General features: G+C 31.7%; 19 protein-coding genes. 14 read left to right on the forward strand and 5 right to left on the reverse strand.

Annotated features, from left to right (window positions below; genetic code table 11):
* Positions 1–32 precede the first annotated feature (32 nt).
* From M2372_RS01495 to M2372_RS01515, 5 genes are all read left to right on the forward strand, one after another.
* Positions 33–251 carry a hypothetical protein gene (locus M2372_RS01495; RefSeq protein ID WP_123318671.1) on the forward strand — a complete coding sequence of 73 codons (219 nt, stop codon included), beginning with the start codon at positions 33–35 and terminating at the stop codon, positions 249–251.
* A gap of 143 nt (positions 252–394) precedes the next feature.
* The gene (locus tag M2372_RS01500; RefSeq protein WP_123318670.1) at positions 395–733 is read left to right on the forward strand and encodes a cupin domain-containing protein; all 339 of its coding nucleotides are present in this window, start codon (positions 395–397) and stop codon (positions 731–733) included.
* On the forward strand, positions 726–956 hold the full coding sequence (locus M2372_RS01505) for a hypothetical protein (RefSeq protein WP_123318669.1): 231 nt from the start codon (positions 726–728) through the stop codon (positions 954–956). Before M2372_RS01500 ends, M2372_RS01505 begins: the two co-directional genes overlap by 8 nt.
* Positions 957–963: 7 nt before the next feature.
* A complete protein-coding gene (locus M2372_RS01510; protein WP_123318668.1) occupies positions 964–1,767 on the forward strand; it encodes a hypothetical protein in 804 nt (267 codons plus the stop codon).
* A 42-nt stretch (positions 1,768–1,809) separates the two neighbouring features.
* Complete coding sequence (locus M2372_RS01515; protein WP_123318667.1) at positions 1,810–2,073, forward strand: heme oxygenase; 264 nt, start codon at positions 1,810–1,812, stop codon at positions 2,071–2,073.
* A gap of 529 nt (positions 2,074–2,602) precedes the next feature.
* Here the strand turns inward: M2372_RS01515 and M2372_RS01520 are convergent.
* A complete protein-coding gene (locus tag M2372_RS01520) occupies positions 2,603–2,797 on the reverse strand; it encodes a cold-shock protein (RefSeq protein ID WP_123318666.1) in 195 nt (64 codons plus the stop codon).
* A 462-nt stretch (positions 2,798–3,259) separates the two neighbouring features.
* On the opposite strand from M2372_RS01520, the gene M2372_RS01525 reads away from it, so the two are divergent.
* A complete protein-coding gene (locus tag M2372_RS01525; protein ID WP_185018722.1) occupies positions 3,260–4,213 on the forward strand; it encodes a beta-1,6-N-acetylglucosaminyltransferase in 954 nt (317 codons plus the stop codon).
* Positions 4,214–4,425: 212 nt separating this feature from the next.
* Here the strand turns inward: M2372_RS01525 and M2372_RS01530 are convergent, their stop codons facing one another.
* From M2372_RS01530 to M2372_RS01545, 4 genes are all read right to left on the reverse strand, one after another.
* Complete coding sequence (locus M2372_RS01530; protein ID WP_185018719.1) at positions 4,426–4,644, reverse strand: IS3 family transposase; 219 nt, start codon at positions 4,642–4,644, stop codon at positions 4,426–4,428.
* A gap of 226 nt (positions 4,645–4,870) precedes the next feature.
* Positions 4,871–6,118: a TCR/Tet family MFS transporter gene (locus M2372_RS01535; RefSeq protein WP_123318664.1), complete on the reverse strand. Its 1,248-nt coding sequence runs from the start codon at positions 6,116–6,118 to the stop codon at positions 4,871–4,873.
* 121 nt (positions 6,119–6,239) lie between these two features.
* Positions 6,240–7,112 (reverse strand): AraC family transcriptional regulator, encoded by an 873-nt coding sequence (locus M2372_RS01540; RefSeq protein ID WP_123318663.1) that lies wholly within the window; start codon positions 7,110–7,112, stop codon positions 6,240–6,242.
* A gap of 489 nt (positions 7,113–7,601) precedes the next feature.
* Entirely contained in the window at positions 7,602–9,092 is a 1,491-nt protein-coding gene (locus M2372_RS01545; protein WP_123318661.1) for a recombinase family protein, read from the reverse strand.
* A 281-nt stretch (positions 9,093–9,373) separates the two neighbouring features.
* Here M2372_RS01545 and M2372_RS01550 point away from each other — a divergent pair, with 281 nt between their 5' ends.
* The 8 genes from M2372_RS01550 to M2372_RS01580 all read left to right on the forward strand — a co-directional run bounded on the left by M2372_RS01550 (position 9,374) and on the right by M2372_RS01580 (position 18,661).
* A complete protein-coding gene (locus tag M2372_RS01550; protein ID WP_123318660.1) occupies positions 9,374–10,459 on the forward strand; it encodes a hypothetical protein in 1,086 nt (361 codons plus the stop codon).
* Between the two features lies 1 nt (position 10,460).
* Entirely contained in the window at positions 10,461–12,416 is a 1,956-nt protein-coding gene (locus tag M2372_RS01555) for a hypothetical protein (protein WP_123318659.1), read from the forward strand.
* A 53-nt stretch (positions 12,417–12,469) separates the two neighbouring features.
* Complete coding sequence (locus M2372_RS01560; protein WP_123318658.1) at positions 12,470–14,122, forward strand: hypothetical protein; 1,653 nt, start codon at positions 12,470–12,472, stop codon at positions 14,120–14,122.
* A 152-nt stretch (positions 14,123–14,274) separates the two neighbouring features.
* Positions 14,275–14,517 (forward strand): restriction endonuclease, encoded by a 243-nt coding sequence (locus tag M2372_RS25575; protein WP_123318657.1) that lies wholly within the window; start codon positions 14,275–14,277, stop codon positions 14,515–14,517.
* On the forward strand, positions 14,478–15,356 hold the full coding sequence (locus M2372_RS01565; protein ID WP_123318656.1) for a hypothetical protein: 879 nt from the start codon (positions 14,478–14,480) through the stop codon (positions 15,354–15,356). The genes M2372_RS25575 and M2372_RS01565 overlap by 40 nt, the downstream gene beginning before the upstream one ends.
* Positions 15,357–15,720: 364 nt before the next feature.
* Positions 15,721–16,806, forward strand: a complete 1,086-nt coding sequence (locus M2372_RS01570; protein WP_123318654.1) for a topoisomerase II — start codon at positions 15,721–15,723, stop codon at positions 16,804–16,806.
* 182 nt (positions 16,807–16,988) lie between these two features.
* Positions 16,989–17,828: a hypothetical protein gene (locus tag M2372_RS01575; RefSeq protein WP_123318653.1), complete on the forward strand. Its 840-nt coding sequence runs from the start codon at positions 16,989–16,991 to the stop codon at positions 17,826–17,828.
* Positions 17,829–17,878: 50 nt separating this feature from the next.
* Positions 17,879–18,661: a hypothetical protein gene (locus M2372_RS01580; RefSeq protein WP_123318652.1), complete on the forward strand. Its 783-nt coding sequence runs from the start codon at positions 17,879–17,881 to the stop codon at positions 18,659–18,661.
* The last annotated feature ends 12 nt before the right edge of the window (positions 18,662–18,673 follow it).

Raw genomic sequence — 18,673 nt, forward strand, 5'->3', positions numbered from 1 at the left:
TGTAGCAATGAAGTTACACTAAAATCCACCTTATGGACACAAACCACAACAAAGGCGACAAATTTTTCAAAACTCCCGGAGACTGGATTGAACAGTCAAAACAATTGAAAGAAAAGTTCTCAACATTAACGGATTACGATCTGAAGTTTGAAGAAGGTAAAGAAAAGGAAATGCTTGAAAGAATCGGAAACAGATTAAGAAAAAACCGTGAAGAAGTTCTCAATATTATCAAAGAAATCAATCTTTCATAAATTGTTTTCAAGGACAGTTAAAGGCTATGATGAACAATATTTATCAAAAGGCTTAGCTGGAAAAAGGGATGGGATATTAGACAGTTCTATCCCTTTTATTTACATACGATAGCTTCTGCTCTTTCATCCGTAAACAAGCTGTAATGAATCATCAAGAACTTGAGAAATCAAAAGTATATAGCACCAGCAATATAGTTGAATATATTTCGAACTCCGTAGTCAGTAAGACCATCCTGAAAAAACTAACTGGCAATATCAGTGCTTTATCATTTAATGAAAAAGAAGGATTACCCGAAAAAATTTCTCCTTTTGATACTTTTGCACAAATTATTGAAGGTAAAGCAGAAATTATGATAGACGGAGCTACTTATTTCATAGAAGAAGGTGAATGCATCATTATTCCCGCCCATAAGTCTCATTCGATAAAAGGAAATAAACGGTTTAAGATGATAGTAACAATAATAAAAAGCGGCTATGAATAATCTAAATACCATATCTGTTTTAACAAAAAAGATATTTAAAAAAACAGTTGAAATCCAAAAAGAATTTCCTGAACTCTATGAACTTCTAGATGAAACTCCACTATTTTTTTCTGAGAAAGAGAAAAATATCACGATCAAAGATTTAAGACAATATCTTATTTCCCTTATCATACAGCAAAAGTCCTTTGAAAAAGGGACTGTCAAGAAAAGTGATTTGCAATAAAATTCTAATGAAAAAGCCAGATAAACATCCAAAACTCCAAAACAGATTTGCCCTTAGAAATAAAAATAATATTTCAAGAAAAGCCTGTTATTACCAGTTTATCTCTCTGTTCTATCTAAGAAATACCAACATCACCTTAGAAAGAGATGCTAAAGAAATTCTTAGAATGTTAAAACAACTACAGCAGCTTATTAACAGATCAAGATTGGTATTTAGCACATACTGCAGCTTAAGCCAGCATAATCTGTGGCAGTCTGTTTTAGAAGACCTGAGCGAAAACATAAAGAATATTAGAATACAGTTTGAATATATACTGGAAAATATTATTAAAAAAAATAAAATCAATTCACCCATATTTTGGCAGCAAAACAAAGTCTATACAGATGAAATGGAGGTACTCCATAAAAAGCTCATTCTATTGACTATTCAGATTTTACCGGAAGACGAAAGATTATCATGGAATGTACATATTTGTACCTTTTATGATGAAATTTTTTCTTTACTTACTCCACTCATCAGGATCTGCAGGCTTGAATTGGACTTTATAGAGAAATATTTGCCTAAAATCTTCAACCAAACTGCTATGGATATTATTAAAGATATGCCAAAAAGTTACACATTACAGGAAGCAAAGGAATATGAACATGAATACTTAAAAGTGTTAACTAACTACAGTCATGAATTCTACAGAAAAAATAATTTTTGGAACAGCTTATTATATATACTTTCAGGCGGCATGTACCCATTACCATCAGAACGTACCTTATTCAAAAGATGGATCAGCAGAAAAATAAAAGGTAAGCTTTCTTAATGAACATCAACCTAAATTTTTTATCTTATAAATATTTTTGCAATGAAAACAATGCACCTCTTTCGGTTTAACGATTCTATTTTCCGTAAAATTCCTTTCTTCAAAGAAGAACATAGGTTGAAATCCGATGTAACGGAAATTGATCTGATGAATATTGAAATAGTAACCGAATATATCGTGAAAACCCATGATGACTTTAGTTTCGACGATACATCAGGAAATGATCTTTTATCAATGTGCAAAAAAGCTCAAAAAACAATTGAACATTACTTTGTGATAAGACTGGATCATTATGATTTTATATGAAAAAGTTATTTAATCAAATATTAAAATTGATTTTCATTTTTACGTTTCTCACCTCAGCAATTTATTTCCAGAAATGAGGGATCAGTGATAATAGCAATTAGCCATGAGCAATGGTTGATTTAAAGGGGCCTTCTTTTTTCCCTTTTCCCTTATTAATATGGATCCACTGACCATCTAAAGTCTCTTCTGCAAACACTCCTGTTGATTTGCTTCTGATCTATGGTGTGCCGGTCAGAAAACCCGATCATTTGACCTTCCAAAGCTTTATATTCTGTAAAATTATTGATGATCATCATCCTATCTATTGTCTTTGTTTTTATAGTAAGCTGACTGGAATTCTTTCTTGAAAAAACCTCTCACGTTATGTGAGAGGCAAATGAACATTATGAAAATAAAAAGTAATCTAATGTTCTTTCAAACAATATATCCAGATACCAATGGTTTTTGGATTTCAATTGTAAAAAATATAAAAATATGATACTGAAATTGAAAATAATATTTATTTCAAACAGATGATATTAAAACTTAATTACGCCAATTTTACATTAACTGCATTTAAGCCTTTATCACTCTTTTGTACATCGAAAACGACTTTATCATTCTCATGGATTGCTCTAGTGTCTAATCCTGAAGAATGTACAAATATATCCTTACTCCCGTCTGTAGGAGAAATAAATCCGAAGCCTTTTGCTTCATTGAAAAATTTTACTGTGCCTTCTTGCATTGTAATTATTATTAAAAAATTATTTATTATTTTCTGTAAACTCTACAGATTTTGTAAGCAAATTCACTTTTTAGAATTTGAGTTGGTGTATTATAGGATGAGCTGAAATATTTCTTCTCCTCATCATTTTTATTTGCATAACTTATTATAAATTAATTATTTATAATTCATAAGCCTGCAATAACATATCATTCCAGGATGAAAAAACTTGTAGGCCATTTCACATTAGAAACCCGATTGATAATTGGGCGGCTGAAAAAGCAAAGACTGAAAGAAAAATTGTGAGTTTAAACTATTACAGAATAGCAAAGGCAGAAACCTGTTTTATAAATGCTTTGCAAATGTACCATAAAATAATTGGGTAACAGTCAATTTAATTAACTGATTATCAAAAATATATTCATAGCTTACGCACATAAACTGAATTGTTTGCCTGTGCGGATGATTTTAAATTTTACCCCCATGCAAACGTCATCTCCCATAACTCATCCTCATCCCCAAACTTCAGACCTGCATTCAGCTCCGCAAGTGAGGATTGCTTATTTTATTATGATACATCATAAACCTGATGCATTTAAAGAAATGTTTCAGAAGATTTACACTAGGGATCAATTTTATCTTATTCATATTGACCGCAAAGCCAAAGCAGAATTAACGGAAGAGATACAATTGTATATAATACACTTTCCCAATGTATATATTTTAGAAAGCATGAATATTGTATCCGGAGGATTTAGTATGATTCAGGCAGAACTTAATGCGATGGAATATCTTTTGAATGTAAGCCCTGACTGGGATTATTTTATCAACCTAAGCGGTGAAGACTCCTCCCTTAAGTCACAAAATATTATACGTAAATTTCTTACCGATAATAATGGACGAAATTATCTTTTTTATTATGACCAGAAGTTTTATAGGCCTGATACACTTCAAAGGATACAAAATCATTTTACGGAGCTGACTCATAAAATATCTTCATTTATTTATAAAAGAGAGTTTATGAAAGAAGTTATACCTTATATTGGTGGGAAATGGTTTATCCTTACAAGAGAAACCTGCATATTTTTGACTAATAACAAAAGGGTAATGGATTTTGAAGACTATTACCTGCATACGCTTTTACCAGCGGAATCATTTTTCCAGACAGTACTTCTCAACACAGTCTTTAATGATATTATTGTGAATGATGATAAAAGAGCAGTCATTGAAAAAACTTTTTTTAGTAAAGACCAGTATGCGGACAGCTTCATCGAAACTCTAAAATCCTCTAATCGCCTTTTCATCAGAAAAATAAATGATAAAACAAATAAAAGTATTCTAAAATATATTAATGATACTTATCTTCTTCCTTTACCTGAAATTGATGAAGTTGAAAGAGAGCTTAAGAGAAATGATCACGACGACAAATGGTCATAAGAGAGCTTTGTACACGTATAAAATAAACTAGGAACCGTACACAAGATATTTTCACATGAATGATTAAAATAAAAATTTATGCTGATAAAAGAGGAGCTTTTGATGAACTGCGGAGCTAACATTGTAAATTTTATAAAGGGGGCAGTAGGTATTTAAAGAAAATAATGACGTACTCTCCTATTTTCAAATTTCGACACGAAGTGTGAAGATTGTCAGTGAGAAAAAAGGCGGATCGTGAATTTATTCATACTATTTCCAATGAGTTCACCCAGTCTCTGCTTTGGAGATTTGTAGACTGATGCTGAAGGTATCCTGTCTTTATTGTACCAACCTTCAATATAACTAAATGTCGCCAATTTAGCCTCTTTTCTGCTTTTGAATTTATAATGATTAAGCTTTTCAGCTTTTAGGTTCCTGAAAAAGCTTTCCATAAGCCCATTACCCAGCATTTCCTTTTCTACTCATACTTTGATTTACTGATAGACAGATCGTTGCAAGCTCATCTTTAAAAGATTGGCCAGCATATTGGAACCGCGATCCGAATAGAAAATCAGACCGTCCTGTGGTATTCTGTTTCTAACAGCTATTTTTGTCAAAATCATAATGATCATTTACATAAATCAACTGGTTTAAGGCTAAATCTTTATCACTACTTATTCACATTATTCCATTTTTAATCTTTAGTTTTTTTTCATTTTTTTGTCGAAAAGCAAAATATATAATAATTACACTAATAAACATTAAAATGGATGCTAGAAAAAAAGGCGCTCCTGAAAATTGAAATGGTGCTTTATCATGAGTGAAATAATAGAATAAGTTTGTCATAATTGGGGGGCCAAAAATAGAGGTAGCACTCACTAAACTTGATAATGCTCCCTGCAGTTCACCCTGTTCATTTGCAGGAACATTTTTACTGATTATTGATTGAAGTGCGGGCCCGCAGATTCCACCTAAGGAATAGGGAACGAGAAAAACAAACATCATCCATCCCTGATTAGTAAATGCAAAGAGCATTAAACCTAATGCATAAAATAGCAACCCAAAATATACACTTTTATATTCTCCTAATTTTGGAGTTGTCCACCTAATTAGAAGTCCTTGTACTAAGCCAAGCAATAGACCAAGCAAACCAAGCGATAGACCTACAGTTCTTTCCGTCCAATTAAATTTATACATAGTAAAAAAATGCCAATTGCTTTGTACAGCGTAGAGGGCAACATAGACCAGAATTAAAGCGATGACGAGATTTGATATTTTTGACTGTTTTCTCAAAAAATTAACTGTTCCAATAGGGTTTGCACGTTTCCAGTTAAATGCTCGACGTTTATCTTTTTCTAAACTTTCCGGTAGTATAAGCAAGCCGTAAAGAAAATTCACCATGCATAATATAGCGGCGAAATAAAAGGGAACTCTTGCCCCATAATGTCCAAGTAAACCACCTATTACCGGACCTATAATAAACCCTAATCCAAAAGCTGCGCCGATTAAGCCGAAATTTTTAGCTCTATCTTCATCGGTGGATATGTCAGCTATATATGCACTAGCTGTTGAAATACTAGCCCCAGTAAGACCGGCAATGATTCTTCCAAAAAACAACCAATAAATAGAAGGCGCTAGTGCTAATAGTACATAATCAATAGCAAATCCAAAAAGAGAAATTAAAATAATTGGGCGTCTTCCATAGTGATCACTAAGATTACCCACTATAGGTGCAAATATAAATTGCGTAATAGCATAAGCGAAGCCAAGCCAGCCTCCATATTTTGCAGCTTCACTAAGGTCACTATGGATAAGTTCTCCAATGAGTTTAGGAACCACGGGAAGTATAATTCCCCAACCTGTAATATCAATCAACAACGTGATAAATATAAATCCAATAGCTGCTTTTTTACCTGTTTTTTTCATGTTGTAAAATTAAATAGAGATAAAAAGCAGGCATTAACAATTTAATGGTGTTTACATACAATCTGAAAGCTAATACTATTCAGCGACCTGTAAATAGTGAGACATAAAAGAATATAAATTATTATTCGTTTCTATAGGTTTTTGGCGACACTCCCACTATTCTTTTAAAGTATCTGCAAAAGACACTTGTTTCTTCGAAATGAAGCTCATTGCTAATTTCTTTAATTGATAAATTAGAAGATTTCAATAGTGTTTTAGCATGTAGAATTGTGATATGATCAATCCACTGTAATACAGATTTTCCAGTTTTCTGCTTCAGGAAAGTAGAAAGATATTGTGGTGTTAAATGTAGCTTTTCAGCATAAAACACAACGCTTCTTTGTTGGTTAGCATGCTTTGAAATTAGCAGATAAAAATCATCTATAATCTCATGTGTGCGGTTTTTCACCAAGCTTTTGTTATTCGGTAAACAAGAATATACTTCAGAAATCATATTCATTAGAACCATAACAAGATGTCGAAGCATTTCCGTTTTATTATGGCTAGGTTTTTTATTGTAGAAGTTCTGTATAAGCGTCAATAATTCATTTTGCAACTTTATTTCTTCAGGCTGAAGTCTGATAATTGGCTGCCATCTAATTTGGTTGTTCATTATAAACTCACGTAAAATTGGAAATGCTGTAATAAAATCTGAGGAAAGACCAATTGTTACAATTTGGGCATCTTCACTCAATGATTCCGTGTCGATCATCAATTGCGGCTGTAAAATAGCAATATCACCTGCGTTTATTTCATATTCTAAAAAATGAATCCGTACTTTCATGGATCCTTGTATCAAGAATCCTAGCAATAAACCATCAAATAGCCGGCTATGAATTGTATATTTCTTTTTTGGATCATTTTGTTGATTGAGAATAACTATTCCTTCCGTCTTTTTTGAAGAATCAAGATTGTACAGTTTATAGACATTATCCAAAGTTATTAATAGAGCCATGTGCAAATATCTAAAAAAATGAAATCATATATTAAGTTAATAAGGTGCTAAATCAGCAGTACGGGATAATTTATCTTATTATCAGCAACATAAATCCAAAATACTTTCTATATCAGTAAAAAAAGAGTTTGAATAACATCCTGTCAAGTCACTTAAGGAGACAACTAATAAATAGTTGTCTCTTTTTTTTATTCACAAATATCTCTTTGTCAAACTTTTACAATCTGACATTTTGTGTTCGACATTTTAAACATAAAATGCTTAGTCTGTTTGAAACAAACAGTCTGAAAGTGGCACAATAGGCTTATAATCTACAATCATTAAGTGTTCGAAATCTCCTTAGGGTTAGAGCTTTTTTTCTCTTTTGACTTATTGTAGTTTGCTGCCACTAAGTATAACAATTCTAATATGTTCTTAGCCTCCTTCTCATTTACCTGAACACCATTCTTGGCCAGAATAATAATCGCTTGTTCTACTGAAACATTTCTATCAATGAAGTTCATTTTTCATATTAGTTTTTCGGTTACCTTTTTTTGATAATATTTTTGAGAGTGCTTGATTTAAATCTAAAGAAAGACCTCCTGTTTTATAATCAATATTAACCGGAGGAATCAGATTCACAAGATGAGTTTTATCTGAAGTATCAAACTGTGTAAACTTTTGGAAAACATCAACGAGTGTTTTATCTTCCATTTGACTCATCTTATCAATTATTCTCAATTTAAGAATAACTTCACGCTCTTCTTTTTCCAGGTTTTTTGTGTTGACTTGACTTTCTTTTTTTAATTCATTATAATCATCAATCTTTAATATACCTGCTATGAACAATTTTCTACCTCGGGAAAGCGTTAATTTTTCCTCTTTTATTTTCCTACCTAACAACTGTTGAGCGTACAAATAACTTGCCTTCTGAGTTCTAATATTATGATCTTCTAAAATGTTCTTAAATAATTCGATTGAACTATTTGATAATACCAATTTTTGAAGCTTATTTTGATAGCAATTATTAAGTAAAATTGCATCAATCCTGGTTCTGCAACCGTCGTGGCAATGGTAGTAGGGATATCTTTTCCGCTTACCTTTTGAAAAACTCCCAGTAAGTTTTCGACCACAAACAGGACAGATCAAAAAACCTCTAAGGAAAAAGATTTCTTTTAGATCATCTCTATTAGAAGTAATTTTTCTCTTTGTATTAATTATAGATTGAACCTGATAAAACAATGATTCAGAAATCAAAGGTTCGTGTAAACCTTGAATCATTTGCTCTTCTTTAGCATCTAATTTAATCGTTATAAGTCCACAATAAAGAGGATTACGCAACATCCTGAAAAAGTATGATCGTGAACATATCAATCCTTTCTCATTAGCTATTTTTCTAATCTCAGATATTCTATGATTATTCTGGGCAGCTTGATGAAATACCCATTTTATAATTTCAGCTTCTGGTTCTTTAGGTACAATTGCTTTTTTGCCATCCAGTAAGGTCACATTCATAAAACCCATAGGTGCTTTATTAGGATATCTGCCCAACAACTTTGCACGCCGCATACCATTTGAGGTATTTTGAGCTCTCCTGGTATTTTCTGCTTCGGGAACGGCTAAATACACAGCCAACATAACGGTACTTTCAGGTACAGAAAAATCTATGGGCTGCTCAATAGCCATTGCGATTGCTTTATATTTCCGAAGCTTCCCAATCATTTCATATGCACACTCTACATTACGACTGAATCGATCCCATTTTAAAAATAATATGTTTTTATCCCCTTCTCCTGATTTCTTTTTGACTTCGGAGAATAATTCTTTCCACTCTGGCCGATTAAAATTTTTAGCAGAGTAATCTTCCCGATAAATTCCTTTAACTTCAATATTGTTGTATTTACAATACTTTAGTAATCGATTCTCCTGTTCCGGCAGAGAGTAACCTTTTCTTTTTTGTTCGTCTGTACTTACACGGACGTATAAATAGGCTGTTTTCATTCATTTATTATTTATCTTAATTAAATTTAAAGTCAGAAAAATTACTTTTAATGGATTAATTTGAAATAAAAACTTATTAGCAATTATGTAGCATTACTAAATGCCAATTGCATTTAGTAAATAATATATTTAAATACTAATTACAAATAAAACAGTGCAACTATGGTTAAATATAGAAACAAATCAACTATCTATAAGCAAATTTAAGCTGGTGTAAACAAATTAGAAGAATTCAAATATTTTATTGTAATTACGTATATTAGCTTAACTAATAATCTGTAATGTCTTTCTATTTAATTAAATCTCATCGTTCTGAGATTCTGAAAAAAGTGGCTTCCGAGCACAAAGAACTTAATGACAGTAGGCTCTCCTGGCTAAACAAATACCTGAATATCCTATCTCAGAGAGATAAATACTGGCTTGTATTCATAATTGTAGTGGCATTACTATTAATATTGACCATTGTTCAGTTTGATGCATTCACCTATATAGTTCTTCAGAAAAAGTCGGCAGAAATACTGATTGATCAGCGTACTTCAAACGTTGCGACCATTATCAGTATGACATTGGCAGTAATCGGTCTGCTATTAAGCAATCTTGCAGTGAAGGATAACCAGACTTATAAACTACTGTTTGTCAATTCAAAACTTTACCTAATAATCTATTATACGCTGAGCGTCATTTTCTGTTTAATTATCATCTCGACTTTAAGAGATACTGTCGAACCTCCATTTTATCAAAGGTTAGTAGTAGCTGGAACCTATCTGGCATTATTCATCCTCATTGGAATTGGATATCTTTTTAGAACCATTATCAATTTTACCAATGCAGGGAAGATCCAAAGTACGCTAAGTGAACAGTTGATGATAGAAGCCAAACAGAATCTACGGATAGTACTAATATCTAAATACAGTCAGGTACAATTTCAGCAATTTTTAGCGGATAATGGGATTCAATCATTGGAAAATTCATTTATAAATGACAGACAAATCTCCGGTGCAACAGGATTAACTAGTGAATTACTGATATACGATATTAACTTTAAAAAACTTAAATTAAAATTAGATGGTAGATCTGATTTTTCCAAGCCACATTATTACAGCCGAAAACTGCATATTAATATGATCACAAAAGACTATAATAATTTTATTTGGCCTGTGATGAATGAGACAGTGACAGACCGTATGGATTTTACCGAGTGCTTCACACTTAAGAAAACTTCTTCCGTAATGGCAAAGTCAGATGAATACAAAATCTATTTTGATAATAAACTGAAGGAATATGCTGCGGAAGGAAAGCAAAACAAGGTCGATGAGATTCTTTCAATTTATGCTGATCTATATATTCTAAACATGAAATACGATTAACATGAAAGAACTGGATATTACGGAAGGACTCTCCTACAGCGTATGGTCATCCCTTCACAAGGCTGTCAACAGCAATAGTGCTGAAACAATTGATTCTTTCATAACCTTTTTCAGAAAGGTTTTGAGTGCAAGTATTTCGTACAGAAAATTTGACCCCTTTAAGGAATTTATAGGTTTTCCGGTAAGGCTTTATGTGGAGATTAGTCTACGTAATGGCAGTGATGGTAACACTGGTAAAAATTTAGTAGAGATTCCAGAAATAATGTCACTGCACCTTAAGGAAATTATAATGATGCTGGATTACGGCAAGAAGTATTCGGGACAACAACCTATGCCTCTGGACTTTTACTATAATGCATTTAGTACGTTTAATGATCTTCTTTATCATCAGACAAGATTCCAAGATTGGAATCTATTGGAAGGATCTCTGAACAGACTCGGTCAGTTGAATGCCTTACTTTTCAGCAGTGGGACGAGTAAAACGCTTCAGCTTCGTAGGTTGCTGGCAAATCGTAAAGCTGGTGACGAAGCTGAAATCAACCGCCTAAATAAAGAAATAGATTATCAAAGCCAGCTGGATTCATTCAGAAGGCAGACACTGACGGCTATAAAATATTGGCTCTTCTTTTTAGCAGACAATAATATATTGAATGACGAGCATCTTAACACACTGATTGCTGCCGTAAATAAGGGTTTGATTACTGACTGGGAAAAAGAAATAGAGGATATCCTATTTTTTCGCACAGAGGATGTTCGAAGATATATGGGCTGGGAAAATTGGGATTTTATGCAGCGACCTGAATCTGAAATGTACAGTCCACCGATCGCAGCGGAATGGATGACTTTTGGTTTTGTGCTAGACAGATTGCAAACAAGAAATTTTTCCTTCATTACTTCATTAGTTAATTCGAAATTAAGAAGGACGATCCCCTATTTCTATGAAGAGGTGCAAAAAAATATTCAATTCATAAAGAGAGATTTAAAAAAATGGGAAAGGATATTGAGGGTTAAGAGTATTGACGACTTGGATAGTATTGCGGAAAAATTACTATCCTCTATCTCACTGGCAACCAGAAACGTTGTTGGTGAGAAAGAAAAGAGCATTGCTTCAACTCCTCTAGATTCTTTAAAGGTCGACTGGTTCAAGATGGAGATAACATCTGCTTGGAAGGGGCAAACCCGTATAAGGAAAATTTTCGATTATTTTAAAAATAAAGAAAATGTTACAGATCAAAACATTCTTCTTAAAAGAGTTGGTACCAATAACTTTTTGGAAAAGGGAAAGGTTCACTTTATTGAAGGGGATTACAATATGACTATATACGGTCTGAATGATTTTGGCGCTATGATAGGAAGGTGGGAAAATAATCTTTTCATGGATGTCATAGAAAAGTCGGAACCAACCGTCGTTGTTGCAAAAACCTTGATTAGTGTTTTAGATGAGGCATTCAGAGTTTTAAAGAAAAATGATGTGATTCCCACTGCTATTATACTAGAACCTGAATTTCTTTATAAAGATGAAAAGTTGATCCAGTCCAGCAGATATACCAGCACATATAAATCAGAATATAACCCAGATAACATAGACTTCTTTGTAATAGGAGAATTTGATGGAATACCACTATTCTCTTTCTACAGTCAGGAACTGAAAGATAAAGTTATCATTAGTAATTTCGAGGATTCTTTTTTGATGCGATATAAGACTAATGAGAAATGGATGAAAAATGAACTGGCAATATCTGTTCAAGAGGTTTCTGATGAAATTGCTAATAAAAAATACAATGATAATCCTGAAAAATGGCGATCGACTGCTGATGGAAGCTACATTTCTGAAGAGGATGCGAAGATAATTATTAAAAATTCAGTAATTATTGATGTTGAAACAATTATTGATTATGAAGTGAAAGATATAAGCCAATTTGTTGTTGGTATCATCACAGAATCTTCTTTGGAATAGTACAATTTTACTATTAAATCTGTAATTTTAGGATTATATATTAGCATACATCTATGAGCTTTACAGTGATTCCGAACTTCGATGATATATTTCCTGGTGAAATAAAAGAAGATGCTTTATCATATCTTCTTAAAATTCCAAAAGAACTTATGCTTAAGAGCATTGGTTTTTGTAATACCTATCCCCTGCCAAATTATCAAAATTTTTTCAGTAAAAAAGAAGTAGCGAAAAACGTTTTTGTAAGAGTAGAAACTTTCAAAAAAGGCCTTAATAAAGACAAAAAAATTGAAATTATAACGCCTGAATCATATCTCAGATTATCTGAAATAGTTCTTTCAAATATAGCTCAATTTACGCAAGACGGAGACAAAGAATCTGACCCAGAATTAAATCTATTTAAAGCTTTTTTAGTTCTGAATTCTAGGATTGGCGCATATAATCATAAATTTGATAAAGAACAAAGTAAAGAATCACTGATAGATTTTATGATTTTACAGGGATTTCAACTTAATGAAATTGGATCGTTTGGAGATATTCATTCTTTTGTAAAGCTTGTTTATGCCACAATTTATAAAGTAGAATCCTTGTTGAAATTTCTTTCCCACAAAGGTTTTGACCAAATTAAAAGTAGGTTTATAGAATCTTTCGGAGTAGATAGTGAAAAAGATTTTATTTTCAATATGAAATTTTTATTCGGAAGTTTACTTATTGCAAAAGCTAATAACCAATTTATTTTTGCGATACCAAGTGAAACTTCTATTAATTTTTTGAAGAATATAGCCGCAACAGCTATTACAGCTGATGAAGATTTTACGGAGTTAAAAAAAACACCAATATATTTTTTAGATAAAAACAGGTTTTCCGTCGTCAATTTTTACTTTGCAGTTGATTTATTTTACCGAAGTGCAAAATTCAGATTAAAAACAATATTTGAAAAAAGTGATAGTGAAATTGATAATTTTTTAAGTTATTATAGCAAAGAGTTCTCAGAAAACTTTCTAATGAAAAACTTACTTGACCAGATTTTCAGTAAAAAATTCTATAAAAAAAAGACTGAATATGAAGTGGAAGAGAAAAATGAGCCTGACTATTATGTCAACTATAATAATACGTTACTTCTTTTTGAAAATAAGGATGTTTTGATTAATAAAACAATTAAGGCCGCCAATGATATTGAAACGATAGAATCTTTTTTTAAAGAGAGGTTTCTACAGAGTAAAAAAAAGGGCGTTGGCATTAAGCAGTTGGTAAATTCGATTGAGTTTATTTGCAATAAAACCTTCAAGTTTGACGAAACTATCCAATATAATCACAGATTAGAAATTTTTCCAATATTGCTGGTTCACGACAGAGTTTATGAGGGGACGGGAATCAATTATAAGCTTAATAATTGGTTCAAAGAAGAGTTAATTGTAAAAAAAATAAAAAGTAATGATAAAATTAAGATTCATTCATTAACGCTGATAAATATTGATACTTTAATTCTCTGGGAGAAAAGCATTAAAGATAATTTTAATCTTTTTAAGTCCCAACTGACTAGTCACAGCCAGCATTTAGATGAAAAATTTAGAAAAAGTCTTATTGACCCTAAACACTTTATGGACTATTTACAAAGAATATTAAGACCAATATCTGACCGAAAAGTTCCATTTAAATTAGATTACCACGATTTTATAAAACAATTTGTAGATCTAAATAATAAATAGCAAGTGCTTACAGTTGTACGAACATGAAAAAGAATGGTTTTTTTATGACCATTTGTTTGGGACTAGACAATTTATATAAGCAAAAGAAATGATGTTTAACAAAACATATATCGGCAACTAACCAGATATAATAGCAAAGACAATGATAACAAATGATAAACTTGGAAAAATATATAAACTGTAATAAGCTTAAACCAGAAGAATTTGAAGAGCTTTGCTTCCAACTAATTCTTAAAAGTGATTTTGTTAGGATTACTTGGAGAAGAGGTGGGCCTGATAATGGGCGTGACATTGAAGCTTACTATAAAACTCATAATAATATTATAAGTGAACAGTATGAAAAATATTTTTTTGAATGCAAAAATATGAAAAAGGTATTCCTCCTTCAGAGCTGAATTCTAAGATAGCTTGGGCAGACGCAGAAAGACCTAAGCATCTTGTCATTTTTGTATCAAGCTATTTAACAAATAACGCAAGAGAATGGATAGAAAAAATAAAAAGAGATAAGTACTACTCTATTCATGTTCTAGAAGAAAAAGAAATCATCAGTTTATTATTAAAACATGAAGATTTAATATCAAAGTATTTTATAGCAGATAAAAATAAAAAGCTACTTACGGAAACAATCGAAAAATGGCTGATTTATAATCTAATTCCTGATTTCTACACCTATTATTATTTACTAGAAAATCTAGATAAAAGTTCATTAACAACCAAAGAAGTTGTTTTTCTTTACATATTATACTTCACACATTATTCTAAATTAGAAGAGTTAGACAATAAAGAATATCACGGTATTGATATAAATTCTGATATATCGGAGCTGAACCAAATTCTAGTAGAAAATTTTAATTCTAAGGATTTCGTTTTAAGGGACGTAGTGAGAGTTGAAACACTTTCAAGCGAAGGATTATTATGTATGGATGAAGAAATGATCGATGAATATAATTACGACTTTATTGCAACTGAATTGATTCTATATAGTGGGTTAAGGGGTGATGAAAATTCGACATTTAAAATGGCAAACTATATGTTCAGAAGAATTTCTGACAATGAATTTATCGAAATTCTGCTCCACCAAAACTCTTCTTTAGGATACAAAATACATTACGGAAACAACTATACATTTAGCACCTATAAAAATGCTGTCAATTTCTTAGATTTTTCTGAATCGGTCATTTCTGAAATACTTGAATTGAGCATTCCTATGAAAAAAATAAAATTAATTAAGTAATATGAAAAATAGTATTAACTCTTTGTGGGGAACTGAACTAAAAGAATCGGGATATTCTAAAATTACGGTTGGTCATTTTGAAAAAAAATATAAAAACTATATTTTCTGCATCGACGATGAACTAGCTGATCATGTATTATTTCGCATTCTTCTCATAAATTCATTAGGTCAAACAAAATGCCTCCTTGATAGAACTATTCCAAATCGATCCTCAATTAGCTCTTTCGAAATCCACAATATTGTTAGAGAAATAGAAAAGGAGTTTGCTCAGGGAATTACAATATCGTAGAATAATTGCTGCAATAATGATATTTTATGCAGTTTTAAATTTAATGAGATAATTTTTAAAAGCGAACATATAAAAATGATAAAAGTTGAAGCTACAAAAGATTATAAATTTCTTTCCAAAATGGAAAGAGATATTACAGCAGAACTAAAAAAACGCTTGGAACAAGTTCTTGCAGATTATTCTATTATCAAAGGAGAAGCAGTAACCGTCCAATCTCTTCACGGAGTAATAAGTCTTAACAAATCGCAGAATCTCGATTTGGTGCATGGAAAATGGTTAACCTATGATGACTATATTGCAGCATGGCTTATGGGATTAAAGGATTCAATATTAAGCAGGGAAAGCCCCTCAATGATTCAGCAAATATTTAAAATTAGAACTATTAGGGAGTATATTCTTCTTTTTTTAGAACGTGATTTTTACAAACATTATAAAATCAGAATTAAAGATAAACCTCAAGAAAATCTATGGTCTATATGGTTTGGTGCCAAGAATTTGTTTTGGGGTATGCTCATTGTACCAAGATTTATAGACGGAGCCTGGCAAAATAAACCAAGCCATGTACGAAAAGTTAACTTTGATTACTGGACTATTGGTCATATCATACACACTGGCTTTATAGATCCTGAAAATAACACTGTTGTCAACTTTAAAGATCTAAACGATCTACTCACATTCTACCAGTCTATCTTAAAACGGGTTTCAAATTCTCTTTATGAAAAGCAGATATATGATTTTTACATAGAATATTTAAAAAATTCTGATGATCCATTCTCTGAACCATTCCTTATTCCTGAATTTAGATATGATGGACTGAAGCAGCAACATAAATATCGTTTAGATTTTACGATTTTGAATTGTTACACTGGAGAGCGTATTGGTTTTGAATTAAGCCCACAATCAACACATATGGCAGTCGCTGGAATCAGAGCAAAAACTCAGTTGGAAATGAACAAAGACTTAGCGCTAAAATGGAAACGTGAGATGCAGAAAAGAAATGAATATTTTCAACAGTTCGGTATAACCATCATTACATTTACAGATGATGATCTTAAGGATATGCACAACTGCTTTAAGGCAATGCAATATTATCTTACGAAAAGAAAATCTGAGCGTAAAAGCGTTGAAAATTTAATTGAAGAAATTATTACTTTACCATAATGATTTTATCGTCTGTAATAGAATAGACACATGCAGACGCTTTTGATACCACCATTAACTGTAATAATTCCGTGTTTTTACTGAACGATTTATATAAAATCTAAATGATATTTACGTTTACGGTTAACCGTAAAATTTAATCCTTTTTACACAGTAAATTTAGACATTATAATCAACCTACTATGATAATAGAAAAACAATTCGACTTGAGAGAAATTTTAATAAAAACAAATTATCAACTCGTTATACATAAAGAAAAAGATTTCAAAAATCTACCTGTAGCTTATGGCTCAGGTTTTTTCCTGAACTATCAGGAGAATCTATTTTTTTTAACCGCAGATCACAATATCCATTATAATGATCATCAAGAAAATGAAAGACTTGGGGTTGATAACTATGTCGGAATTCTCAACAATATAAGTCACCCAGAAGAACTTTCTACTGTTATAACCCCTGTTGGTGGTTTTTACTTTATGGAAAAGTTTGATATCTCTGAACCAGATCTCGGTTATGAATTGTTTGATGTCGCGATAAGTATGATCGACAGAAGAAAATTTGAAGCTCCTTTCTTAACAGACGAAAAATTAGTGGAAGAAACTGGTGAAATTATTGTTTCACCTAAAGAACCTAAATATGAGTTTTTAGAAGAACATATTGCAGAACCGAACGAAGAACATAGCTATTATGTTTATGGCAAGATAAAACCTGAGATTAAAGGGATTATTCTTCATCGCGTGGGAACGTTTAAGTCAAACCTTAAATTTATCCGTAAAGCTGGACAATATTTACTTTTACAAACTAAAGATATTATTACGCATTCCGATGATTGGGCTGGATTAAGTGGATCAGCGGTCATTAATCAAGAAGGAAAATGTATAGGCGTACTTTGCTCTGTAATTGAGAATACCAAATCTATTTTTGTTAAACCTTTTGAAAAGATATTGCCGCTACTTCAGATGATACCGCTGCAAGAAAAAATATTAAGGGATCGAAAGTCAAAAGATGACAATGAACCACAATAAGAATTAGTTGAATAATATATTGAAAGGTTGTATATAAATAAACAATTATTATGAAATATGAAAAAAGAATTTGCTGCTTTATTGACATTTTAGGATTTAGGCAACATATTAGAGAAACTGTTACTGAAAATGGAGAAGATCACGAAGACAAAATACAATCGATCATAAATATTTTTGAGTTATCGAAAAATATGGTTGATGATTCAGGATTTTCAAAAACAAAGGTGGTTACCTATTTTTCCGATTCTATCGTTATATCATATGAATATACCGAAAACAGTCAATTATATCATACATTAATCGATCTGCTATACCTGTCATTTGAGCTCGCCAACCAAGGTTTTCTCGTAAGAGGTGGAGTTACAATAGGTAGGTTGGTGCACACGAAAGATGTGATTTTTGGCCCTGCAATGGTAGAAGCTTATGATCTTGAGTCTAAAAAAGCTATTTTCCCTAGAATAATTATACAAAAGGATGTAGTAGACAACGGGGTTAAATATCGACAGGAAAACCATTCGGCAAGTGATGAGCTTGGATATATTGAGGACATTATTACAATGGATGAAGATGGACACTACTACATTGATTACATTGCAAAAGCAGACTCAGAATTCAATGATCCTGAATATGATCTCTTTCCTTACTTAGAAAGATTAAAAGAGTTTTTTATAAATTTTGATGGAATGAATGATGATGTTCAGAAAAAACTACGTTGGTTAAAACAAAAAATAAATGATCATATTGCTCTTATCCATCTTAACATAGAGCAAAATGATTTTGATTTAGAACTTAGAGACTATTACCGTATGTTAAAACCATTAGATATAAATTAAGAAATACGAGTT

The organism is Chryseobacterium sp. BIGb0232 (genome assembly GCF_024810195.1).
Taxonomy (GTDB): Bacteria; Bacteroidota; Bacteroidia; order Flavobacteriales; family Weeksellaceae; genus Chryseobacterium; species Chryseobacterium pennae.